Source organism: Streptomyces sp. NBC_00435, from assembly GCF_036014235.1.
Taxonomy (GTDB): domain Bacteria; phylum Actinomycetota; class Actinomycetes; order Streptomycetales; family Streptomycetaceae; genus Streptomyces.
This window is the reverse complement of sequence record NZ_CP107924.1, coordinates 6403688-6426809: the sequence shown is the minus strand read 5'-3', so window position 1 is coordinate 6426809 and position 23122 is coordinate 6403688. Positions and strand designations below refer to the sequence as shown.

Below are 23122 nucleotides of genomic sequence, written 5' to 3'. Positions count from 1 at the left end.
GCAGAACCGCGGTCAGCGGTCCTCCGGTCCTTCCCCCCAGGGGAGGTATCAGGCGAGTCCGGCCACCAGATCGGCGACGGACTTGCGGCGTCCGGTGTAGAAGGGCACCTCTTCACGGACGTGCATACGGGCCTCGGAGGCGCGCAGGTGGCGCATGAGGTCGACGATGCGGTACAGCTCGTCGGCCTCGAAGGCCAGCAGCCACTCGTAGTCGCCGAGCGAGAAGGAGGCGACGGTGTTGGCGCGCACGTCGGGGTAGCCGCGGGCCATCATGCCGTGGTCCTTGAGCATGCGGCGGCGGTCCTCGTCGGGCAGCAGGTACCAGTCGTAGCTGCGCACGAAGGGGTAGACGCTGACGTAGTCGCGCGGCGTCTCGTCGGCCAGGAAGGCCGGGATGTGCGACTTGTTGAACTCGGCCGGGCGGTGCAGGGCCATGTTCGACCAGACCGGCTCCAGCGCGCGGCCCAGCTTGGTGCGGCGGAACAGGTTGTAGGCGGTCTGCAGCTCGTCGGAGGTCTCCGCGTGCCACCAGATCATGATGTCCGCGTCGGCGCGCAGGCCGGAGACGTCATAGGTGCCGCGGACGGTGATGTCCTTGGCGGCCAGCTGGTCGAACAGCTCCTGGACCTCGTCGGCGAAGCCGGCGCGGTTCTCGGGCAGCACGTCCTTCAGCTTGAAGACGGACCACAGGGTGTAGCGGATGACCTCGTTGAGGTCCTTCGCCTTCTTCCCCGCGTTGGGAATCTTCTCTGGTGCAGTCATGTGTCTATTGTCCCGTGTGCTGATCAGTGGTCTGTGCCAGGGGTGCCCCACGGGTGCCCAACGTGGCGATCACCACGTCAGCGGCCTTGCCCGCGCTCGCGATGCAGGCCGGGATGCCGACCCCGTCGTAGAGGGCTCCGCACACCGCGAGCCCCGGCAGGGCGGCCACGGCGGTACGGATCCGGGCCACCCGCTCGAGGTGGCCGACGGGGTACTGGGGCAGGCCGCCCTCCCAGCGGGTGACGGTGGAGGCGACCGGGCGGGCGGTGGCAGCGAGACCCACGGCCTCGCCGAGGTCGACGCGGGAGACCTCGACCAGTTCCTCGTCGGAGCGCCCCAGATCGGCCTCGTCGGCGTGCCGGCCGACCGAGGTGCGCAGCAGGAAGAGCTCGGGATCGGTCCCCGCCCAGGCCCACTTGTTGCTGGAGAAGGTCGAGGCCTTGATCGTCCGGCCGTCCACGGGTGGTACGAGGAAGCCGCTCGCACCGCCGTCGGCGATCGCGGCCGGCAGGTCGGAGCGCCGGAAGGCCATCGTGACCAGGGCCATGGAGGCGTACTCGACGCCGCGCAGCTCGGCGGCGGCCGCGGGGGCCAGCCCTTCGAGCAGCCGGGCGGCGGGTCCGGCCGGGGTGGCCAGGACGATGCCGTCGGCCTCGATGACCTCGGCGCCGCCCGGGCTGCCCGCGGTACCGGCGACCAGGCGCCACCCGGTGGCGGTACGGGTCAGCTCGCGCGCGGGGGTGTCGGTGAGGAGGCGGGCTCCGGCCGCCCGGCAGGCCTCGGCGACGGCGAGCGGGAGGCGTCCGATGCCGCCTTCGATGCCGGAGAAGACGGGGCCGGTCTGCCCCGCGAGGGCGGCCCGGCGCTGCAGTTCCCGTACGCCCTCGCCCAGTGAGGCGTGCGTACGGGCGGCTTCGAAGAGCTGGGGGACGGCGGCCCGCATCGAGATGCGGTAGGCGTTGCCGGCGTAGACCCCGCCGAGGAGCGGTTCCACGAGCCGGTCGACGACCTCGTGGCCGAGGCGGGCGGCGACGTACTCGCCGAGGGCCACGTCCTCGCCGATCTCCTCGGGCTCCAGCCCGGCTTCGGCCCCGGCCCGGGCCAGGCCCTCGGCGGAGAGCACTCCGGAGGCGGCGAGCGGGCCCAGGTCGCCGGGAACACCCATGACGTGGCCGCCCGGCATGGGGCGCAGTTCACCGCGGGTCCACAGGCGGGCGGTGGCGGTGGCGGGCGGCTGCAGGGCGTCGCCGAGCCCCACGGCGCGGGCCAGCGCGAGGGCTTCGGGGCGGCGGGCGAGCACGGATTCGGCGCCGAGGTCGACGCGCAGGCCGGCCAGTTCGCCCGCGAGCAGTTTGCCGCCGAGGCGCGGGCCGGCCTCCAGGAGCGTGACGCGCAGGCCGTCGGCGAGCAGTCGGTGGGCCGCCGCGAGGCCGGCGATACCGCCGCCGATGACGACGACGTGGCCGGCGGGGGCCGGCCGGTCCGTACGCATGTCCGCTTCGTGCATGGACACATCGTCTCAGACCGCTCCTCGGGCGATCACCGAGGCCTGACCGTGACCTCTTCGGCATCACCTCGGGACCGCGTGTACGAAACCCGGGGCGGCGACCGGTGCGTCAGAACGGCGACAGCGGTGCGGCGGCCAGTCCGCGCGCGTCCGCGCATCCGGCGATTCCTCGGGGGTACCACGATGCACACCCAGTACAGACGGTTCGGGCGGCGCCCGGCGACGGCCCTGGCCGCGCTCTCCCTTGCCGGGGCCCTCGCGCTCACCGGCTGCTCCGCCGCGAGCGACGACAAGGCGGCGGCCAGGGGGGACGCGGCGGCTCCGCGGCAGCCGGAGGCCGCCGGGAACGGTGCGGCGCCGGCCCCGGCCGCGTCGGGCGCACCGGGACCGTCCGCGGACCGGAACCAGGCGCCCGCACGCACCCAGATCATCCGCACGGCGACGCTGAGGGTGGAGACGGCGGACGCCCAGAAGGCGACGGCCGGGGCCCGGACGGCGGCGGAGGGCGCGGGCGGGTACGTGGGCAACGAGACCACCAAACGTGACGGCGGCGGGGCGATGACCTCGACGGTGACCCTGCGGGTGCCGGGCGAGCGCTTCGACGCGGTGCTGGCCACGATGGAGGGCAGCGGGAAGCTGCTGGACCGCAAGGTCGAGGCGCAGGACGTGACGCAGAAGGTCGCGGACGCCGACAGCCGGGTCAAGTCGCAGCAGGCGAGCGTGGCGCGGGTGCGCGAGATGATGGAGAAGGCCTCGGGGCTGAGCGAGGTGGTCACGCTGGAGGCCGAGCTCAGCAAGCGCCAGTCCGACCTGGAGTCGCTGCTCGCGCAGCAGACGGCGCTGAAGGACCAGACCTCGCTCGGCACGATCACGCTGACGTTCTCGGAGCCGGCGAAGGCCGAGGAGAAGGCGCCGGAGCGGAAGCCGGGGTTCGCGGACGCCCTGGTCGGTGGCTGGTACGTCTTCGCGACCCTCATCAAGTACTTGCTGATGGCGCTCGCCGCCGCCTCTCCCTTCCTGCTGACGGGCGCGGTGCTGGCGCTCGCCTTCCGGAAGTACCGCAAGTGGCGGCCGGCGAAGCCGAGGACGGCTCCGACGCCGAGGCGGGTTCCGGCGCAGCCCGGTCCGCTGTGGTCGGCGACGCCTCCGGCCGGTGGTCCGGTGGCCGGTGGTCCGGTGGCCGGTGGTCCGGTGGCCGGTGGTCCGGTGGATCCGGCGGGCCCGCGGCCGGACGTCCGGGACTGAACGCCCGTTCGCCCGTAGCGTTGCCCCGTCGGACGAAGGCTGCGGGGAAGGCGGTAGGGGCGGATGGCGAACAGCAGGGAACGGCTGGTGGTGGTCGGCGGGGACGCGGCGGGGATGTCCGCCGCGTCCCAGGCCCGGCGGCTGAAGGGCCCGGCGGAGCTGGAGATCACCGCTTTCGAGCGCGGGCACTTCACCTCGTACTCCGCGTGCGGGATCCCGTACTGGATCGGCGGCCAGGTCGGCGGCCGGGACGAGCTGATCGCCCGGACCCCCGAGGAGCACCGGGCGCGGGACATCGACCTGCGGACCCGGACGGAGGTCGTGGAACTCGACCTCGCGGGGCAGCGGGTGCGTGCCCGCGATCTGGACTCGGGGTCCGAGTACTGGACGGAGTACGACAAGCTCGTCCTCGCCACCGGCGCCCGACCGGTCCGCCCCCGGCTGCCGGGCATCGGCGCGCACGGGGTGCACGGGGTGCAGACGCTGGACGACGGGCAGCGCCTGACGGACTCCCTGGAGCGGGCCCCGGGCCGCCGGGCGGTCGTGGTCGGCGCGGGCTACATCGGCGTGGAGATGGCGGAGGCCCTGGTCGGGCGGGGCTTCGAGGTGACCGTGCTGCACCGGGGCGAGCAGCCCATGGCCACGCTGGACCCGGACATGGGCGGCCTGGTGCACAGCGCGATGAACGGCATGGGGATCCGTACGGTCGCCCGCGCCGAGGTGACGAAGATCCTGACGGACGAGGAGGGCCGGGCCTGCGCGGTGGCCACGGCCTCGGGCGAGGAGTACCCGGCGGACGTGGTGGTCCTCGGCATCGGCGTCGAGCCGCGCACGGCACTGGCCCGCGCGGCGGGTCTCCCGCTGGGCGAGTCGGGCGGTCTGCTGACCGACCTCTCCATGCGGGTGCGGGGACACGGGAACATCTGGTCGGGCGGCGACTGCGTGGAGGTCCTGGACCTGGTGGCGGGCCGCATGCGGCACATCCCGCTGGGCACGCACGCGAACAAGCACGGCCAGGTGATCGGCTCGAACGTGGGCGGCGGCTACGCGACCTTCCCCGGCGTGGTGGGCACGGCCGTGAGCAAGGTGTGCGACCTGGAGATCGCCCGTACGGGGCTGCGCGAGCGGGACGCCCTGGCGGTCGGCCTCAGCTTCGTCACGGCGACGATCCGCTCGACGAACACGGCGGGCTACTACCCGGGGGCCGAGGAGATGACGGTCAAGATGCTGGCGGAACGCCGTACGGGGCGCCTCCTGGGTGTCCAGATCGTCGGCGGCGCGGGCTCCGCGAAGCGGGTGGACATCGCCGCGGTGGCCCTGACGGCCGGCATGACGGTGGACCAGATCGTCTCCCTGGACCTGGGCTACGCCCCGCCCTTCTCCCCGGTCTGGGACCCGGTCCTGGTGGCGGCCCGCAAGGCGGTCTCCGCGGTGCGGGCGGCGGGGGTCTGAGCGTCTCCGCCGGGGGCTGAGCCCCCGGCGGCCGCGCTCAGCGGGCCGTCCGCGTGTGGACGTAGTCCACGAGGCGGGTCAGGGCGTCCGGGTTGGTCGTCGGGAGGACGCCGTGGCCCAGGTTGAAGATGTGGCCCTCCAGGCCGGCGGCCGCGGCGAGGACCTCGTCCGTCTTGGCCTCCACCGCCTCCGGGGTGGAGAAGAGGACCGCCGGGTCCAGGTTGCCCTGGAGCGCCTTGCCGGGGCCGACCCGGTGGACGGCCTCGGCCAGCGAGACGCGGTAGTCGACGCCCATGACGTCCGCGCCGGCCTCGCCCATGAGGCCGAGGAGCTCGCCCGTGCCCACGCCGAAGTGGATGCGCGGGACTCCGTACGAGGCGACGGACGCCAGGACCTTCGCCGACGCCGGCATCACCGAGCGTCGGTAGTCCGCCGGGGCGAGCGCGCCGACCCAGGAGTCGAAGAGCTGGACGGCCGAGGCACCGGCCTCGATCTGGACCTTGAGGAAGGCCGAGGTGATCTCCGCGAGGCGGTCGAGCAGGTCGGCCCAGAGCTCCGGGTCCCCGTACATGAGGGCCTTGGTGTGCTCGTGGTTCTTGGACGGGCCGCCCTCCACCAGGTAGCTCGCGAGGGTGAAAGGTGCGCCGGCGAAACCGATCAACGGCGTGGAGCCCAGTTCACCCGTGAGCATGCCGATCGCCTCGGTGACGTAGGAGACGTCCTCCGGGGTGAGGTCGCGCAACTGTGCGAGGTCCTCGCGGCGGCGGATCGGCTGGGCGACGACCGGGCCGATGCCCGGCTTGATGTCCAGGTCGATGCCGATGGCCTTCAGCGGGACCACGATGTCGGAGAAGAAGATGGCCGCGTCCACGTTGTGACGGCGGACGGGCTGCAGCGTGATCTCGGTGACCAGGTCGGGGCGCATGCAGGATTCCAGCATCTGCGTGCCCTCGCGGACCTTGCGGTACTCGGGGAGCGAGCGGCCCGCCTGCCGCATGAACCACACCGGGGTGTGCGGCACCGGCTCCCGCCGGCACGCCTTCAGGAAGGCGGAATCGTACGTCTGGCTCGGCGTGCCCGTGGGGCGGGTGTTGGCGCTCACGACTCAAATCTTCGCACGTATGAAGAAGTGCCCGGCCCGGCGCGGGTGTCCCTGCGCCGTACGGGCGCTCGTTCCGCCTAGTCTTCCCCGCATGGCTGCGGCTCAGGGACGATTTTCAGATGGCGCTGACGGTACGGACAGCGCGAAGGAGAGCTCCGTCCCGCTCCCGTTCCGGCGGGCGGTCGACGGCTTGAAGAAGGCGAGGCTGCGGCAGGGGATCGAGATCGACCCCACCAAGCCACCACAGAGACTGGCCCCGCACGCGTACGCGCTGGAGGCGGCGGTCGTGGACGGCGAGGAAGACCTGGCCGACGGCCGGCTCATCCTCCTGCACGACCCGTCCGGGCACGACGCCTGGCAGGGCACCTTCCGGCTGGTGACGCTCGTACGGGCGGAACTGGAGCCGGAGATGGCCGTGGACCCGCTCCTCCCGGAGGTGTGCTGGTCCTGGCTGACGGGGGCGCTGGACGCCCGCGGGCTGACGTACGGGGAGGCGAGCGGAACCGTCACCATGGCCGCCTCGCACTACTTCGGCGGGCTCGGGGAGCGACGGCCGGCGACGCAGATCGAGATCAGGGCGTCGTGGACGCCGCGCGAGGGAGTGGGCGGGGTGCCGGACACCGCCGCACACCTGTCGGCATGGTGCGAACTGCTGTGCCAGATCGCGGGGCTGCCGCCGGTCGGTCCGACCGAGACGGTGACCGGCGTGGTCTCACTGCCGCAGCGGCGCGGTCCGCACCACCCGCAGGGCTAGCAGCACGAGGTCGAAGCCCGTGACGGATGCCGGACGAATGTCGCAACCGGGCGTCCATTGCGGGCTTCTGATCACCCGATGATCGATCGTGCGTCCGAATTGCCCGAATTGTTACTCACCAAATCGTGATCATTCCCTAAAGCCGGGCGGGTGACGTGCCGAAGGAGTCAGTGACCATCCGCACGGTTCGCACCGGCTTCCTTCCCCGAGCCGGCCGTCCCGCCACTCCCCCCCAGGAGGCCTAGGTGTCCGTTCTTCTCGAGCAGCCCGCAAGCCTGGTCGCCTACCGCCCGAACAAGCCGACGGCCATGGTCGTCGTGGCCGACCCGCGCGTACGCTCCACCGTGACCCGCCATCTGTGGGCCCTCGGAGTACGCGACGTGATCGAGGCTTCGTCCATCGCGGAGGCCCGTCCACGCATCGGCAGCCCGCGCGACATCTGCGTGGCCGACGTACACCTGCCCGACGGTTCCGGTCTCACCCTGCTCTCCGAGACCCGCGCCGCCGGCTGGCCGAACGGCCTGGCCCTGTCCGCCGCCGACGACATCGGCGCCGTACGCAACGCCCTCGCGGGCGGAGTGAAGGGCTACGTCGTCACCGGCACCCGGACCAACATCGGGCTCCCGTCCCGGCCCGGCGCCGCCCCCATCGGCGCCGCCGCGGCCCGTATGCACCGCCGCCCCCCGGGTGCCCCGAGCCACCCGGGCGGCTACCGAGAGCTCTCCGGCCGCGAGGTCGAGGTCCTGCGCCTCGTCGCGGAGGGCCAGTCCAACAAGGCCATCGGCGTATCGATGGGCCTGTCCGCCCTGACCGTCAAGTCCCACCTCGCCCGGATCGCCCGCAAGCTGGGCACCGGCGACCGGGCCGGGATGGTCGCCGTCGCCCTGCGCACCGGGATCATCCACTGACCCCGCCGATACCCCCCGGAGGACCCCGGGAGAACTCCCGGAGAACCCGGGGAAACGTCCGTACTTCCCCCTCGCGCCCGTCGCCGGAACGTTCCGGCGACGGGCGCGTCGTATCCACGGATACCCTTGACCGGTGACAGACGCCCAAGAAACCGCAGCAGGCCTGCGCACCACCACCGGGGGCGGCCCCCCGGACGACGAGGTTTCGTCCGACGGGCTGCCCATCCCCTTGCTCGAACCCCGTGAGGGCATCCCTCCGGTGGTCGCCGACGCCGCCGCGCTCGCCGGGGTGGTAGCGGCCTTCGCCGCGGGCACCGGCCCCGTCGCCGTGGACGCGGAGCGTGCCTCCGGCTACCGCTACGGCCAGCGCGCGTACCTCGTGCAGCTGCGCCGCGAGGGCGCCGGCTCCGCACTGATCGACCCGGTGGGCTGCCCCGATCTCTCCGCCCTGGGTGACGCGCTGTCCGGCACCGAGTGGATCCTGCACGCCGCCACCCAGGACCTGCCGTGCCTGCGCGAAATAGGCATGGCGCCCACCTCCCTCTTCGACACCGAGCTGGCGGGCCGCCTCGCCGGCTTCCCGCGGGTCGGGCTCGGCGCGATGGTCGAGGGCGTCCTCGGCTACGTGCTGGAGAAGGGCCACTCCGCCGTCGACTGGTCCACCCGCCCGCTCCCCGAGCCCTGGCTGCGCTACGCGGCGCTCGACGTGGAGCTGCTCGTGGACCTGCGGAACGCGCTGGAGAAGGAGCTGGACCGGCAGGGCAAGCTGGACTGGGCCCACCAGGAGTTCGACGCCATCGCGGCCGCGCCGCCCGCGCCGCCCCGCAAGGATCCGTGGCGTCGTACGTCCGGCATGCACAAGGTGCGCCGGCGCCGGCAGATGGCCGTCGTACGGGAGCTGTGGGAGTCCCGCGACCGGATCGCGCAGCGACGTGACGTGTCACCGGGCAAGGTGCTGGGTGACGCCGCGATCGTCGAGGCAGCCCTCGCCATGCCGCTGAACGTGCACGCGCTCTCCGCCCTGCCCGGCTACGGCCAGCGCATGGGCCGGCGCCAGCTGGACCAGTGGATGGCCGCCGTGGAGCGGGCGAAGGCCCTGTCCGAGAGCGAGCTGCCGCTGCCGGGCGCGACCCCGGCCGGTCCGCCGCCGCCGCGTTCCTGGGCCGACAAGGACCCGGAGGCCGCGGCGCGGCTCGCGGCGGCCCGCACGGCCGTCTCGGCACTGGCGGAGGGGCTGAACCTGCCGCAGGAGAACCTGATCACCCCCGACACGGTCCGCCGGCTGTGCTGGGAGCCGCCGGAGCGGCTGGAGCCCGACGCGGTGGCCGAGGCCCTGACCGGCTACGGCGCCCGCCCGTGGCAGGTCGAACAGGTGACGGCCGCACTGGTCACGGCCCTGGCCGTGACGGACGACTGACGCGCCGCACGCCCCTGCGCAGAGCCCCTCGGTCCTCGTGACCGGGGGGCTCTGCCGCGTCCCGGCCCGCCACGTCCACCGCCGCCGCGGACGTATCGATCATGCTGGACCGGCACGATGACGACGCCGCCGCCCCGGATCTTCCAGGCCCTTGACCGCGGCCACGCCGTCCACCCGTGCCATCGCGATGAACGTCGCCATGGCCTGGATCAGGAACGGGGGGGTGCCCCTATGGGTTTGGTCAAGGTGATGGGGCGGTCTGGGGTTCGTAGAAGGTGCCGTCTCGGAGCATGGCGAAGAGGACGTCGGCTCGTCGTCGGGCGAGGCAGAGGAGTGCTTGGGTGTGGTGTTTGCCCTGGCTGATCTTCTTGTCGTAGTAGGCCCGGGAGGCCGGGTCGGCGAGGGCTGCGAACGCGGAGAGGAAGAAGGCCCGTTTGAGCTGCTTGTTTCCGCGTCGGGATGGTTGCTCGCCGCGGATCGACGAACCGGAACTGCGGGTCGTCGGGGCGAGGCCGGCATAGGCAGCGAGGTGAGCGGCGGACGGGAACGAACTGCCGTCGCCGACGTCGATGAGGATGCGGGCTCCGGTCCTGACGCCGATCCCCGGCATGGACGTCAGGACCTTGGAAAGAGGGTGGAGCTCCAGCAGTTCCTCGATCCGGGCTGCGAGGAGTTTTCGCTGGTCAAGCACTGCCTGGAGAGAGTTGGCGAGGCTGGGGACGATCAATGCGGCCGCGTCGGTGCCCGGGACGACGACGGTCTGCTCGTCCAGAGCCGTGAAGATGTCCTCGACCAGCCGCTCGGCCATCCGCGGCGCCTTGGGACGTATCAAGGTCACGAGGCGACGGCGTCCGGCCTTGCGGATCTGGGCTGGGGAACCGAACTGGTCGAGGAGCTTGAGCACCGCCGGATGCTGCACTCGCGGGCCCAGGACCCGTTCCAGCGACGGATGGATCTGCGTGAGAAGGCCGCGGAGACGGTTGCTGATCCGGGTTGCCTCACCCGCGAGGTCGTCGTCGAAGCCGACGATCATCTCCAGCTCGGCGATGGTTTCCTCCTCGAGATCGACCGAGCGGAGCGTGTGGGGCATGACGCGGGCCGCGTCCGCGATGACGAACGCGTCGCGGGCATCAGTCTTGGCCTCGCCCGGATAGAGATCAGCGATCCGTCGCATCGTCAGCCCGGGCAGATAGGCGACCGGGCAGCCCATGTCCCTCGCGACTGCGAGCGGCAGAGCGCCGATGGAGGCCGGCTGGTCGACCACGACCAGCACGGTCCCGTGCTTGGCCTGCAGTCTCCCGAAGACCTCGCGGAGCTTGGGCTCACTGTTGGGCAGCCGCTTATCGAAGGCCTTCTTCCCGGCCGGCGTGACGGCGGTGGCGTGGTGTTCGCCCTTGCCGACGTCCAGGCCGAGGAAGGCGCCGATGCCGCTGATGTCGATCACGTGCGTCCTCCGGTCGTCCCCGTCGCCCGGCCGTCCCACGGCACCGATCGCCACATCCACATTACGAAGAGCCTCCCGACCTGCGAAGAAGCCGGTGGTCATGCCCCTAATCAGCGGTCTGTCGATGCCTCCGGAGCCGGTGACACCACCCCCCAAGACATGCGATCGACAGGGGGAGAAAGTCATGCCGACTCCGAAGGCCGGGCGCCCCGTTGCGGGGCAACCAAAACGGTAATGGGGGGGCGGAGCGGCGGAGTGTGACCTTCGCCGCTCCTTCCAGGAGGGCTGTGCATGCCGGTTACCGGCAAGTAGCATGGATCAGGTGAGCGGGCGCTCAGTCAATGGGCACGCCCCCGCGCAGCAGTGCACACCCGCACCTGGAGGAGAGCCAACGTGCCTCGTACCGTCAGGGACGTCGTCTTCGTCGACGGCGTCCGCACCCCGTTCGGCAAGGCGGGCCCGAAGGGCATCTACAACGAGACCCGCGCCGACGATCTCGTCGTCAAGGCGATCCGGGAGCTGCTGCGCCGCAACCCGGACCTGGACCCCGCGAAGATCGACGAGGTCGCCATCGCCGCGACCACGCAGATCGGCGACCAGGGCCTGACGCTGGGCCGCACGGCCGGCATTCTCGCGGGTCTCCCGCAGTCCGTCCCGGGGTACTCCATCGACCGCATGTGCGCCGGCGCGCTCACCGCCGTGACGGCCGTCGCCGGTGGCGTGGCCTTCGGTGCGTACGACGTCGCCCTCGCCGGCGGTGTCGAGCACATGGGCCGCCACCCCATGGGTGAGGGCGTCGACCCGAACCCGCGCTTCGTCTCCGAGAAGCTGGTCGACGAGTCCGCCCTGTTCATGGGCATGACCGCCGAGAACCTGCACGACCGGTACCCGACGATCACCAAGCTCCGCGCCGACGAGTACGCCGTGCGCTCGCAGGAGAAGGCCGCCAAGGCGTACGCCGACGGCAAGATCCAGCAGGACCTGGTGCCGATCTCGGTGCGCAACAACAACGAGGCGGCGGGTGAGACGGGCTGGGGCCTGGTCACCGCCGACGAGCCGATGCGTCCGGGGACCACCCTGGAGAACCTGGCGAACCTCAAGACCCCCTTCCGTACCCACGGCAAGGTCACCGCGGGCAACGCCGCCGGTCTCAACGACGGTGCCACCGCCGCGATCATCGCGTCCGAGGACTTCGCCCGCGAGAACAACCTCCCGGTCAAGATGCGCCTGGTCTCGTACTCCTTCGCGGGTGTCGAGCCCGAGGTCATGGGCTACGGCCCGATCCCGGCCACCGAGAAGGCCCTCGCCCAGGCCGGTCTGACGATCGACGACATCGGCCTCTTCGAGGTCAACGAGGCCTTCGCGGTCCAGGTCCTCGCGTTCCTGGAGCACTACGGCATCGCCGACGACGACGCCCGCGTCAACCAGTACGGCGGTGCCATCGCCTTCGGCCACCCGCTCGCCTCCTCCGGCGTCCGCCTGATGACTCAGCTGGCCCGCCAGTTCGAGGAGCAGCCGGAGGTCCGCTACGGCCTGACCACCATGTGCGTCGGCTTCGGCATGGGTGCCACGGTCGTCTGGGAGAACCCGAACTTCACCGCCGAGGGAGACAGCAAGTGAGCACCACCACCACTGAGCTCCTGAAGGGCGCGGCCGAGCTGTTCCCGGACGAGGTCGTCACGCGCGCGCTCGTCCGCCACCTGGACCTGCCGTTCGGCGCCGGGCGCTTCGCGCTCGTCACGCTGGACAACGGCCTGGACCACACCAAGCCGACCACCTTCGGCCCGCAGTCCCTCGCCAACCTGAACGCGGCGATCGACCAGGTCGAGCAGGAGGCCATCGCGGGCTCCATCGTCGGCGCGGGCATCACCGGCAAGCCGTTCATCTTCGCGGTCGGCGCCGACCTCAAGGGCGTCGAGCTGCTGAAGAAGCACGACGAGGCGCTCGCCATCGGCAAGGGCGGCCACGACGTCTTCAAGCGCCTCGCCGCGCTGGCCGTCCCCACCTTCGCCTACTACAACGGCGCGGCGATGGGCGGCGGTGTCGAGGTCGGTCTGCACTGCACCTACCGCACCATCTCCAAGGCGATCCCGGCGTTCTCCCTGCCCGAGGTCTTCCTCGGCCTGGTTCCCGGCTGGGGCGGCTGCGCCCTGCTGCCGAACCTGATCGGCGCGGACCGCGCGGTCTCGGTGATCATCGAGAACTCGCTGAACCAGAACCGCCAGCTCAAGGGCAAGCAGGTCTTCGAGCTCGGCATCGCGGACGCGCTGTTCGAGGGCGCGGACTTCCTGGAGCAGTCGCTCCTGTGGACCGCCCGCGTGCTCAAGGGCGAGACCGAGGTCGTACGGGACGAGATCGACCGCGGCGAGGCCTGGGACGCGGCGGTCGCCCGCGGCCGCTTCATCGCCGACTCCAAGGTGCACGGCGCGGCCCCCGCCGCCTACCGCGCGCTGGAGATCATCGAGGCGGCCAAGGACGGCGACCTGCAGAAGGGCTTCGACGCCGAGGACACCGCGCTGGCGGACCTCATCATGGGCGGCGAACTGCGCTCCGGCATCTACGCCTTCAACCTGGTGCAGAAGCGCGCCAAGCGCCCTGCCGGCGCCCCGGACAAGTCCCTGGCGCGCCCGGTCACCAAGGTCGGCGTCGTCGGCGCGGGCCTGATGGCCTCGCAGCTGGCGCTGCTGTTCCTGCGCCGCCTGGAGGTGCCGGTGGTCCTCACCGACATCGACCAGGAGCGCGTGGACAAGGGTGTGGGCTACGTCCACGCCGAGATCCAGAAGCTGCTGGGCAAGGGCCGCATCAACCAGGACAAGGCCAACCGCCTGACCGCCCTGGTGACGGGCGTCCTGGACAAGGCCGAGGGCTTCGCGGACGCGGACTTCATCATCGAGGCCGTGTTCGAGGAGATGTCCGTCAAGCAGAAGGTGTTCGCGGAGGTCGAGGCGGTCGCCCCGGCGCACGCGATCCTCGCCACCAACACCTCCTCGCTGTCGGTCTCCGAGATGGCCTCGAAGCTCCAGCACCCGGAGCGCGTGGTCGGCTTCCACTTCTTCAACCCGGTCGCGATCCTCCCGCTGCTGGAGATCGTCCGCGGTGAGCAGACCGACGACGCCTCGCTGGCCACGGCCTTCGGTGTCGCGCGCAAGCTGAAGAAGACCGCGGTCCTCACCAAGGACGCCCCGGCGTTCGTCGTGAACCGCATCCTGACCCGCTTCATGGGCGAGATCCAGAACGTCATCGACGAGGGCACCCCGGTGGTCACCGCCGAGAAGGCCATCGAGCCGCTCGGCCTGCCGATGTCCCCGCTGGTGCTCCTGGAGCTCGTGGGACCCGCGATCGGTCTGCACGTGTCCGAGACCCTGAACCGCGCCTTCCCGGAGCGCTTCACCGTCTCCGCGAACCTGGCGGCCGTGGTCAAGGCCGGCAAGCGTGGCTTCTACGTCTACGACTCCGGCAAGCCGGAGCTGGACCCCGAGGTCGCCGCCCTCCTCGTCCAGGGCGACACCGTCCTGACCGAGGAGCAGGTCCGCGACCGCGTCCTGGACGCGGTGGCGCAGGAGATCGGCCTGATGTTGGAGGAGGGTGTCGTGGCCGAGGCCCAGGACATCGACCTCTGCCTCATCACGGGCGCCGGCTGGCCCTTCCACCTGGGCGGCGTGACGCCGTACCTGGACCGCGAGGGTGTCTCCGAGCGTGTGAACGGCAAGAAGTTCCTGGCCCCGGGCCTGGCGAGCGTTCCCGCGTAACGCACCGTCCGCACGGACACGGCGAAGGCCCCGCACACCTGGTGTGCGGGGCCTTCCCGTTGCTCCTGCGGGCCTCGTCAGCGCCGGATCACTGGCCGCCGCCGTACGGGTAGTGCTCGCACGGACTGTCGGAGCAGGGCTCGCGCGAGACGAGCGCCGACTGCCGGATCCAGTTGTCCGGCGGGACGCCGTGGACCTTCATGGTGACCCGGACGGGCACCGAGTGGATGGCGCTGAAGACCGCCACGAAGTCCAGGGTGTAGGTGCCGGGCTTCCAGACGTGCGGGTGGGTGACCTTCCACTGGCCGTCCGGGGCCACCGCCACGGAGGCTATGAGGCGGCCGTTCTCCAGAATGGCGATCTTCGAGACACCGGGCTCGGCCGTGCCCGTGAACCGGGGCTTCGTGCTGGTGTAGCCCCCGTCCTTCGGGGAGATCACGACCGGCGGGGCCACCCAGTCCTTGACCGTGAACGGCAGGGAGGCGACCGGGGTGGGACCGTGGTCGGTGATGCCGACGGCCTGCAGGAGGTGGTCGCCCGAGGTCCAGTTGAGCACGCGCCGCCACAGCCACTTTCCGTCCTGGCTGACGCGCGTACCGCCCACGTAGCCGCCGTTCTCGAAGAACAGCAGGTAGCTCGTGCCGGGGTCGGCCGTGCCCGCGAACTTGCCCATGGCGCTGACGAGCTTGCCGGCCGAGGGCGAGCCGAAGACCGGCGGGTTGCCGTAGCGCCGGTCGGCGTAGAGCGCGAACTCGGGCTTCTCCACGGTGAACTCGGCGGCCGGAGGCGGGAACTCCGGGGTCATCGCGACGGCCTCGGGGTTGATGAACCCGCGCGGGACGGCCGGTGAGTTGTGCAGGCCGATGGCCACGATGCGGGCGACCTCGCGGGCACCGATCTCGTTGAAGTGCGTCGAGTCGATGAAGCCGTCGGGGTGGTTGGGGTGCTCGCCCGCGTCGACCCAGCGGAAGTACTGGCGGGCCCGCTGCGGGCCGAGCTCCTGGAGCATGCGCGTGGTGAAGGCGTGCAGGTCCACCAGGCCGGCGCCGGTCTCGGCCGCGGCCTCGCGCATCAGCTGCGGGTACTCGCCGAGGGTGTCGGCGACATTGCCCTCGCTGTCGAACGTGCAGCGCGACGCGGAGGTCATCAGGACCGGGACGGCGCCCTGGGCCCGGATGGCCTCCACGTACAGGTACATGAATTCCTTGAACTCACGCGGCCCGTGGTAGCGCATCGGGTTGTCGAACCGCTGCTCGACGGTACCGAAGTCGATGAGGACGACGTCGCCCGGCTCCAACAGTTCGAGGAGCGTGGGCAACCGCTCCAGGAAGTACGTACGGGCCGTCATGGCGTCCCGTGCGTAGTTGCGCACCTCGTGATACGGCATCACGAAGTCGGTGAGGAACTGTCCCCAGCCCGCCAGCGGAGCCTCTTCCGGCTTGCGCGACTTGGCCACGGAGTTTCCGACCACGCAGATCTTGCTCATGAATAGTCCTGTCTCCTACAGCGGAAACCCGGGGAGCAGACCGGCGTGGAAGCGCTGGTTCCTCGGTGATCCGAATTCGAATTGGCTGGCGACCGGGAAGTAGCTCGGGAGGAAGCCGGCCAGGATCGCGTCCTGCTCGTCCTCCGAGACGTCGCCGTCGTGATAGTCGTTCAGGCAGAAGGTGTCGTTCGCCCGTGCGGTGAGCATCGTGTTCAGCTTCTGGAGCTGTTCGCTGAGGCCGACGTTGACGAAACCGGCGCTCAGGCCGCCCGGCACGCTGCGCTCGGTGTAGTAGCCGAAGTAGTGGTGCAGCGAGGAGGCGGTCGACACGTCGGTGGGGCTGCGCAGCTGGGCGTGGGCGGTGCGCCGCATCGCGTCCGGGAAGTGCGACTCGAGGTCGAACATGATGCTGCGCCGCAGCGGGTGCGGGGCGTGGACGAAGGAGTTCACGAGGGTCCGGCCGAACATCTGCCGGATGAGCTCGCGGTTGTTCTTCGCCGCCATGCGGCTGAACTCGTCGCCCTCGGTGATGGCGCTCATCGGGATGGCGTTCGACGAGGTGAAGTGCTTGGCCTGCCCGTTGCTGAGGTAGAACAGGCTGGGCTGGACCGGGCGCCCCAGGAAGATGTCGTCGTTGAAGTAGAGGAAGTGCTCGGCGAGCCCCTCGATGTGGTGCATGCGGCTTTCGATCGCGTGCGAGTTGTACGTGGGGAGGCTGCCCTCCCTGCCGAAGATCTCGCTGTGGTCCACGACGCGCACCCGGGGGTGGCTGGTGTCCAGCCAGGACGGCACCTGCTGGTCCGTGATCAGGTAGATGTTGCGGATCCAGGGCCCGTACATGTCGATCGAGCGCAGCGAGTAGCGCAGCTCGTCGCGGTTGCGGAAGCGCGCGGCGCTGGTGGCGGCGTCCTCGGTGACGATGCCCATCGCGGACAGGGCGGCGTTCTTACGCTCCAGCCAGGCCATGTCCGCGCCGTCGACCCAGGTGTAGACGGCGTCGATGGGGAAGGTGAAGTCGTGGTGCAGGGTCTGGGCGTACGGCTCGATGGACGGGTAGGTCCGGCCGCCCAGGACCATCGTCGCCTGGCGCAGGGCGGGGCGGGGCACGCGTGCGCCGATGAGCGTACGGGTCGGGGAGACGAAGAACTCCGGGTCCTCCGGGTCCTCCTCCCAGAAGGAGATGGTGCAGCCGTAGGCGGCGCTCAGGCGCAGGGTGCGCGAGGCCGTGACGGCACTCTGGTAGACCCGCACTCCGGAGAACGTGGCCCCGATGTGGTCGGTGGCGAGTTCGGCGAGGGTGGTGAGGGTCGGCGAGTCGGCGTCGTTGAGCAGGGCTATGTAGACGGGCGCCCCGGGGTAGGTCTCGGCGAGCACCTTCAGGACTTCGTCGCGGTGCTCCGCGTGGACGGCGACCGAGTGGCGCACCTTGGTGTCGCGCACGGTGAAGTACGGGATGCGGGACCGCTCCAGCGCGTCGGCCGTCAGCGCCAGGTTGGTGCAGGAGATCTCGAACGGAGACTCCGAGTCGATGATCCGGCAGACCTGGCCGCCGTCGCGCACGAGGGAGCGGTCGTGCTTGAGGATGCGCTCCTCGGTGGCGCGCAGCCGCTTGGTGCGGGAGGTGCTGGCCGGGGCGGCGGCCGCGGCCCGGGCGGCCCCGTCGTTGCCCGCGTGCAGCGCGTGGGCGGCGAGCCGGGCCGCCTTGAGCTCCGCACGGGAACCGGAGTCCCGGGCGGCGGCGAGCAGCCGGAAGAGGCCGTCCCAGCGGGCGGTGACCTGGGCCGGGTCGAAGCGGGCGGCCGCTTCGAAGGCGGCGCTGCCCAAGGCGTGGCGCAGCGGGTCGTCCTCGATGAGCCGGGTGAGGACGCCCGCGAGCGCCTCGGTGTCCCCGGGGGTGACCAGGACGCCGGTGCTGCCGTCCTGGACGACGTCCCGGGGGGCGTTGGGGCAGTCGTAGGCGACGACGGGGACGCCGGCCGCCTGGGCCTCCATCATGGAGAGCCCGCCCGCCTCGGACTCGGAGGAGCACAGGGCGATGCTCGCCTTGGCCCACTCCTCGGCGAGGAACGGGGCCTCGCTGATGAAGTGCACGCTGCCGTGCAGCCCGAGCTGGTCGCGGCGGCGGCGCAGGAGGCCGATCTGCGGGCCCTCGCCTATGACGCGCAGGGACCAGGTGGGGTGGTTCGGGGCGATGGTCGCCCAGGCCTTGAGGGCGTCGACCACCCCGGCCCGCTCCACCAGGGGGGCGCTGAGCAGGACGATGCGGGTCTGGAGCGTGGAGCGGGGACGGAAGCCGGCGAGCGGGGCCGGCGGTATCACGTCGAGCTGCGGGTTGCCCGCGCCGAAGGTCTCCATGAACCATTCGTAGGACCGCGGGCTCGGGAAGGTGACGGCGTCGAACCGCGGGGTGTGCCTGAGCAGCGGCTCGCCCTCGGGGCCGCCGAGTTCGGGCACCCGCTGTTCGTGGTGGACGGTGAGCACCCGGGTGGGCACGAACGCCGCCGCGTACGCCATCAGCCCCGGCGAGGTGGTCACCAGGAGGTCGACGTCCGTGTTCTGCAGCGCGTACTCGAGCTCCACGTCCGCGAGCCGGTTGAACCGGTTGTCGCAGCGGCGCTCGACGATCGCGCTGGGTACGGAGGCGAGCGCCGCGGCGCGGGCCTCGTCGAGCCCGGAGTCGCGGACGGGCCGGTGGGTCGCACCGCCGGCCTCGATGAGGAACTCGGTGGCCACCCTTCCGTCCGGTGGCACGAAGCGCCGGCGGCGGACCTTGAAGACGCTGAGGACGGACACGTCGTACCCGATGGCGGCCAGTTCTGCCGCCTGGTTGAACACGGCGCGCTCGGCGTCGCTCATCGCGTCTGCCGCAGTCAGCAGAAACGTGACCTTCATACTCTTCCTCACCCGGCCGCGGTACTGCACGTGAACCGGAGGTTCCCGGCTGCCGTGTACCGCGATTCGACCATGATCAAATTCTCTGGACCGGGCGCCACCACGATCCTGCGCGCCGCGAACACCTGTCGCGGGTCGCGTACGTCGTGCAGCTTGCGGGCCACGCGCACGGAGCGGCGGCCCTCGGAGCAGAACAGCACGTCCCAGTGCTCGTTCCGGTCCCCCCCGGGACTCATCTCCGACAGCGGCACTCCTACGCGCCACACGCCGGGCTCCGTCTCGGCCGGCCAGGCAGTGATCCGGCGGCCCGACGCGGCGAACTCGCACCACGCGCCCTCGGCCTTCATGCCGAGGACACGGAAGTCCACCTGGATACCGGAATGCCCGATGTGCAGCTGGACGACCTCCACCCCCGGTTTCGGGGCACTGCAGATGATACGTGCCTCTCCGGTGGCGCTGCGGACGATGCGGTGGCGGCGGCCGGTGACGGGCGAGAAGGTCATCGGTCCGGTCGCCCCGCCCTCGTGCACCGCGGGCAGGCTGGTGAGCATCAGCGGCAGGTTGCGCGAGGAGCGGCCGGTGCTGGTCCGCAGCCGCAACTTCCAGCGGCCCGGGGTGACGGGCACCCCTCCCACCTCGGCGCCGAGCAGGATCGCGGCGTCCATCACCACGCGGCCCTCGCGGTCGGTGCGGATGCGCGCGGGGACGGCGTGGCGGTCGCGTCCGCTGCCGAGCACGATCTCGGCGCTCTCCGGAGTGCCGGCCGAGTCCGGGAGCTCGGCGTGCAGGTTCACCGTCTGCCCGTCGAGCACGGCGGCGTACAGCAGCAGGGCCGAGCGCTTGGAACGCATCGGGAAGAGGACCGGGACCAGCAGGTGCCAGGCGCGGCGGGCGGCATTGAGCTTGAGGAGCCTCCTGCGCACGGCGCCGAGACGGCTTCGCAGGGCGCTCATGCCTGTACACGTCCCAACTCGTTGACGCGTCGCACCGGAAGGCCGGTCGCGCCCGGTATCTCGTAGGGGCTGGGGACGGGGAAGTACGTCTCCAGGAAGGTGGCGACCATCCGCTCCTGGGCGTCCGGATCGGCGGGGACCACCGTGTCGTTGATGCAGAAGGTGTCGAAGTCGCGGCGGGCGACGAGTCGGTCCAGCCGCTGCTGGGCCAGGCCGTCGCCGATGTCGATGTAGGTGTACCGCAGGTCCGCAACCGTCGCCCGGGCCGAGTGGTAGGCGTGGTAGTGGTGCAGCGACGAGGCGATGGGAACGTCGTGCGGGGAGCGGAAGTTCGCGTGCTGGGTGGTCCAGTGGGCCCGCTCGTAGACCTGCTCGATCTCGGCGAGGACGCTGCGCCGCAGCGCGTGCGGCGTGTGCTTCATCTTCTGGGAGATGAAGGTGCCGAACTGCTGGGAGATCAGGCTGCGGCTGTTGCGGCCCGCCGCGTTGACCGGGAGGTCCGCGTCGCCGTTGCGGCTGGAGGGGATGAGGGCCTTGGACATGAAGAACTTGGTCAGGCCGTTGGGGTGGAAGAAGTGCCCGAGGTCCACCGGCCGGCCGAAGAACACGTCGTCGTTGAGGTAGAGGAAGTGTTCCGAGAGGCCCTCGATGTGGTGCAGCTGGCTCTCGATGGCGTGCGAGTTGAACGTCGGCAGCGCGGCGGGGTCGGAGAAGATCTCGCGGTGGTCGACCACGCGCAGGCCGGGGTACTCCGTGTTGAGCCAGCCGGGGGCCTGGCCGGCCGTGACCAGGTAGATGTTGCGCACCCAGGGGGCGTACTGGTGGATCGAGCGCAGGGAGTAGCGCAGCTCGTCGCGGCTCTTGAAGCGGGAGTCGTTGGCGGCCTGTTCGTGCAGGGGCGCACCGGTGCCCGCGCCCGCGGTGCCCCGGGCCGCCTCCTTGCCGGCGCGCCAGACCGGGTCGGAGTCGTCGACCCAGGTGTAGACGACGTCGACGGGGTAAAGGTGGTCACCCGGGAGCGGAGCGGTGAACTCGGTCAGGGTGCGCGTCAGGCCGGTGGCGTAGAGCTGGGGAACGGGACTGAAGAGCTTCTGCTCGGCCAGCCGGCGTTCGTCGCTGACCCCGGCGGTCGTCACGACGCTGTTGGGGCGCGGCGCCACGTACTCACCCTCGTCCTGGGACCAGAACTCCAGCTCGACGCCGGACTCGGGGCCGAAGACGAGGTGACCGGTGGGGTCGCAGACGTTCCACGCGAGGCGCAGCACCTTGGCGTGGCGGAGCTTGCGCCAGGTGGCGGCGGTGGAGCCGGAGCGCATGTGGGCGCCGGAGCCCTCGCCGACGTAGCCGGGGTTGTGCCCGAAGCCGATCTGGAGGACCTCTTCGAGGTCGTCGCGCCAGACGGAGGGGACGGCGACGCAGGGCAGCCTGTTCGCGGTGCCGCGTATGCAGAAGAAATCGATGTCCGCTTCTTCGAGCATGCTGACCAGCAGGTGCAGGTTGCGCGCGCGGGCGGCCCATTCGGTGGCACCGGGTACGACGACGGCCCTGACGTGCTTTCCGCCGAGGCGTACGACGCGTATCGAGCCGCGGGCGCTGTGCCGGGCACCTCGGGCGCGGCCACCGAGGGCGCGGACGGCGAGGGCGGAGCGGAGCGAGTCGAAGGAGGCCAGGACCGCCATGACGCCCTGACGCAGAGGACGCGGCACCTTACGGACGATCTTGCGGCGGGCGCGTACGGGCAGCAGCGACCGGTATGACGCGACCAGCGCACTCGCCTCAGGGTTCTTGAGGCTCACAGACTTCCGCACCATCCAAGATCACGAGCCACCGCCCACGCCCCTGGTGCCGCTGCCCCCGGGCCGTCCCTGTAAAAACCGTGACTGGATGCGCCGAACGGGGTCGTCCCGTTCAGACTGATCCAGCATTACTCAACTTTTACATGGGCCATTACGAGGCGTCCATCAATGGCCAGTGATTCCGAGAGGCCGTTACGCACCTGAAATGAACTTGCGGCATACCAGGGGTTTCGGTGTGGAGGCCATCACACATAGGGTCCGCCCCTACTTCGGAGAAGCCTGGGCGAAGAAGGATCAATCCGGTCACACCTGGCTGGAGCGGTCCATTACGAAGCCGCCCTCGGTGCCCTGCCGGGCGATCCGCAGCCCGCCGTCGGCATCGAGGAAGGCCACGACGACCCGCCCGAAGTGGTCGAGCGCGAGCGCGGGGGCCGCGGCGCACCACTCGCCCGTCGGCGCCCACCACACCCCGGCGCCCTCGTTCCCGGTACCGAAGGCACCGAGGACGACCTGGCCGTCGAGGCTCCGGTAGGCGAGGACCGTGCAGTCGTACCCGTCGATCATCGTCCGCAGGGCCGCGACACGACCCTCGGCCGCGCTGCCGCCGAGCGGGATCATCCAGCCACCGTCCCGGTAGGCCAGCAGGCCCGTGGTCGCCGGGTCGGTCCAGTAGTAGGTGGCCCGGCCCGGCGCCGTCTCGATCCCTACGAGGCTCCGCCCGGCCGGCGAGACGGGCAGGTCCGGGGTGCGCGCCAGCACCGCGTCCACCTCCGGCTGGAAGCAGCGCATCGTCCCGGCCTCGTGGGGCACCAGGACCTCCATCAGTCCCGACGCGAGGGGCACCGGGGCCATGTCGGCCCGCACGCCCAAGCACTTGATCCCCTGCCAGGGAAGCCATTTGCCGGCCGCCGACTCGCGGCGCACCGCGAGGGCGCCGGAGGCGTTGGCGAGGAAGACGAACGTCGAACCGTTCGCGGCGACCGAGACGACCGGGTCGCCGATGTACGGGGCACGGGCCGGGTCGCGGTGCGGATTGCCCAGCGAGTTCCACTCACCGAGCGGCCGGCCGGTCTGGTACTGGATCGCGTGCGCGAGGTCGACGGTCTCGCCGGCCTTGCCCCGCACCGTGCGGCGGCCGACGAAGTGGACGAAGCCGTTCGGCCCCTGGGCGACCGACAGCGAGGCCAGGTCCGGCGCGGCGAAGAAGTCCGGCCCCCGCCACTCGGGGCCGCCCGGCGTGGCCTCGGTCCAGCGCAGCAGCCCGCCCGGGGTGCGCGCGTAGGCCGAGAGCAGGCCTTCGGGCCCCCGCATCAGCCAGCGGCCGTCGAGGACGGACGCGGCCCCGGCCTGGTCGGTCCCCGGGCCTTGTCCGGCATCTGTCCGCGCGCCGTCCCGCCGCACGCCGGCTCCCGACTTCGACCGCATGACGTTGCCCTCCAGCGTTTCGCGCGGGCCGCCGTCGGCCACATGGTGCGGATTGTAGTTCGAGGAACAGATATGCCGTTCCTGGACCCGAAGCGCACGCCAGTCGGAATATCTGTCTATAGTGCACGGTCAGCGTGGCATGAGCGGGCGTTCACCGACGCGCCCGGGATCCCGCCGCTCCAGCGCCCCTACACCGCTACACCGCCCACGCCGGCCCCACGATTGAGGAC

General features: G+C 71.3%; 16 protein-coding genes. 7 read left to right on the top strand and 9 right to left on the bottom strand.

Annotated features, from left to right (window positions below; genetic code table 11):
* Positions 1 to 48: 48 nt before the first annotated feature.
* Entirely contained in the window at positions 49 to 762 is a 714-nt protein-coding gene (gene hemQ / locus OG389_RS29090) for a hydrogen peroxide-dependent heme synthase (protein ID WP_243331434.1), read from the bottom strand.
* A 4-nt stretch (positions 763 to 766) separates the two neighbouring features.
* Entirely contained in the window at positions 767 to 2269 is a 1503-nt protein-coding gene (gene hemG / locus OG389_RS29085; RefSeq protein WP_328301408.1) for a protoporphyrinogen oxidase, read from the bottom strand.
* Positions 2270 to 2452: 183 nt separating this feature from the next.
* On the opposite strand from hemG, the gene OG389_RS29080 reads away from it, so the two are divergent.
* Positions 2453 to 3514, top strand: a complete 1062-nt coding sequence (locus OG389_RS29080) for a DUF4349 domain-containing protein (RefSeq protein WP_328301407.1) — start codon at positions 2453 to 2455, stop codon at positions 3512 to 3514.
* A gap of 63 nt (positions 3515 to 3577) precedes the next feature.
* A complete protein-coding gene (locus OG389_RS29075; protein ID WP_328301406.1) occupies positions 3578 to 4966 on the top strand; it encodes an FAD-dependent oxidoreductase in 1389 nt (462 codons plus the stop codon).
* Positions 4967 to 5003: 37 nt separating this feature from the next.
* On the opposite strand, the gene hemE is transcribed toward OG389_RS29075, so the two are convergent.
* On the bottom strand, positions 5004 to 6068 hold the full coding sequence (gene hemE / locus OG389_RS29070; protein ID WP_328301405.1) for a uroporphyrinogen decarboxylase: 1065 nt from the start codon (positions 6066 to 6068) through the stop codon (positions 5004 to 5006).
* Positions 6069 to 6159: 91 nt separating this feature from the next.
* Between hemE and OG389_RS29065 the strand changes: the two genes are divergently transcribed.
* The 3 genes from OG389_RS29065 to OG389_RS29055 all read left to right on the top strand — a co-directional run bounded on the left by OG389_RS29065 (position 6160) and on the right by OG389_RS29055 (position 9147).
* Positions 6160 to 6822, top strand: coding sequence for a DUF3000 domain-containing protein (locus OG389_RS29065; protein WP_328301403.1), 663 nt, complete (start codon positions 6160 to 6162; stop codon positions 6820 to 6822).
* A gap of 245 nt (positions 6823 to 7067) precedes the next feature.
* On the top strand, positions 7068 to 7730 hold the full coding sequence (locus OG389_RS29060) for a response regulator transcription factor (protein ID WP_214956508.1): 663 nt from the start codon (positions 7068 to 7070) through the stop codon (positions 7728 to 7730).
* Between the two features lie 133 nt (positions 7731 to 7863).
* Positions 7864 to 9147: a ribonuclease D gene (locus OG389_RS29055; RefSeq protein WP_328301402.1), complete on the top strand. Its 1284-nt coding sequence runs from the start codon at positions 7864 to 7866 to the stop codon at positions 9145 to 9147.
* 241 nt (positions 9148 to 9388) lie between these two features.
* Here the strand turns inward: OG389_RS29055 and OG389_RS29050 are convergent, their stop codons facing one another.
* On the bottom strand, positions 9389 to 10591 hold the full coding sequence (locus OG389_RS29050) for an IS110 family transposase (RefSeq protein WP_328303536.1): 1203 nt from the start codon (positions 10589 to 10591) through the stop codon (positions 9389 to 9391).
* Positions 10592 to 10984: 393 nt separating this feature from the next.
* Here OG389_RS29050 and OG389_RS29045 point away from each other — a divergent pair, with 393 nt between their 5' ends.
* On the top strand, positions 10985 to 12211 hold the full coding sequence (locus OG389_RS29045) for a thiolase family protein (RefSeq protein ID WP_328301401.1): 1227 nt from the start codon (positions 10985 to 10987) through the stop codon (positions 12209 to 12211).
* On the top strand, positions 12208 to 14340 hold the full coding sequence (locus OG389_RS29040; RefSeq protein ID WP_328301400.1) for a 3-hydroxyacyl-CoA dehydrogenase NAD-binding domain-containing protein: 2133 nt from the start codon (positions 12208 to 12210) through the stop codon (positions 14338 to 14340). The genes OG389_RS29045 and OG389_RS29040 overlap by 4 nt, the downstream gene beginning before the upstream one ends.
* A gap of 88 nt (positions 14341 to 14428) precedes the next feature.
* On the opposite strand, the gene OG389_RS29035 is transcribed toward OG389_RS29040, so the two are convergent.
* The 5 genes from OG389_RS29035 to OG389_RS29015 all read right to left on the bottom strand — a co-directional run bounded on the left by OG389_RS29035 (position 14429) and on the right by OG389_RS29015 (position 22934).
* Positions 14429 to 15826, bottom strand: a complete 1398-nt coding sequence (locus OG389_RS29035) for a hypothetical protein (RefSeq protein WP_328301399.1) — start codon at positions 15824 to 15826, stop codon at positions 14429 to 14431.
* Positions 15827 to 15841: 15 nt separating this feature from the next.
* A complete protein-coding gene (locus OG389_RS29030; RefSeq protein WP_328301397.1) occupies positions 15842 to 18718 on the bottom strand; it encodes a stealth conserved region 3 domain-containing protein in 2877 nt (958 codons plus the stop codon).
* 8 nt (positions 18719 to 18726) lie between these two features.
* On the bottom strand, positions 18727 to 19671 hold the full coding sequence (locus OG389_RS29025; RefSeq protein ID WP_328301395.1) for a hypothetical protein: 945 nt from the start codon (positions 19669 to 19671) through the stop codon (positions 18727 to 18729).
* Positions 19668 to 21350: a stealth family protein gene (locus tag OG389_RS29020; protein WP_328304180.1), complete on the bottom strand. Its 1683-nt coding sequence runs from the start codon at positions 21348 to 21350 to the stop codon at positions 19668 to 19670. Before OG389_RS29020 ends, OG389_RS29025 begins: the two co-directional genes overlap by 4 nt.
* A 420-nt stretch (positions 21351 to 21770) precedes the next feature.
* The gene (locus OG389_RS29015) at positions 21771 to 22934 is read right to left on the bottom strand and encodes a hypothetical protein (RefSeq protein WP_328301394.1); all 1164 of its coding nucleotides are present in this window, start codon (positions 22932 to 22934) and stop codon (positions 21771 to 21773) included.
* Positions 22935 to 23122: the final 188 nt, after the last annotated feature.

Excerpts from the sequence above, each read along its gene's own strand:
- hemQ (WP_243331434.1), bottom strand. The coding sequence starts at position 762 with ATGACTGCACCAGAGAAGATTCCCAACGCGGGGAAGAAGGCGAAGGAC.
- hemG (WP_328301408.1), bottom strand. The coding sequence starts at position 2,269 with ATGCACGAAGCGGACATGCGTACGGACCGGCCGGCCCCCGCCGGCCAC.
- OG389_RS29080 (WP_328301407.1), top strand. The coding sequence starts at position 2,453 with ATGCACACCCAGTACAGACGGTTCGGGCGGCGCCCGGCGACGGCCCTG.
- OG389_RS29075 (WP_328301406.1), top strand. The coding sequence starts at position 3,578 with ATGGCGAACAGCAGGGAACGGCTGGTGGTGGTCGGCGGGGACGCGGCG.
- OG389_RS29065 (WP_328301403.1), top strand. The coding sequence starts at position 6,160 with ATGGCTGCGGCTCAGGGACGATTTTCAGATGGCGCTGACGGTACGGAC.
- OG389_RS29035 (WP_328301399.1), bottom strand. The coding sequence starts at position 15,826 with ATGAGCAAGATCTGCGTGGTCGGAAACTCCGTGGCCAAGTCGCGCAAG.
- OG389_RS29030 (WP_328301397.1), bottom strand. The coding sequence starts at position 18,718 with ATGAAGGTCACGTTTCTGCTGACTGCGGCAGACGCGATGAGCGACGCC.
- OG389_RS29025 (WP_328301395.1), bottom strand. The coding sequence starts at position 19,671 with ATGAGCGCCCTGCGAAGCCGTCTCGGCGCCGTGCGCAGGAGGCTCCTC.
- OG389_RS29020 (WP_328304180.1), bottom strand. The coding sequence starts at position 21,350 with ATGGCGGTCCTGGCCTCCTTCGACTCGCTCCGCTCCGCCCTCGCCGTC.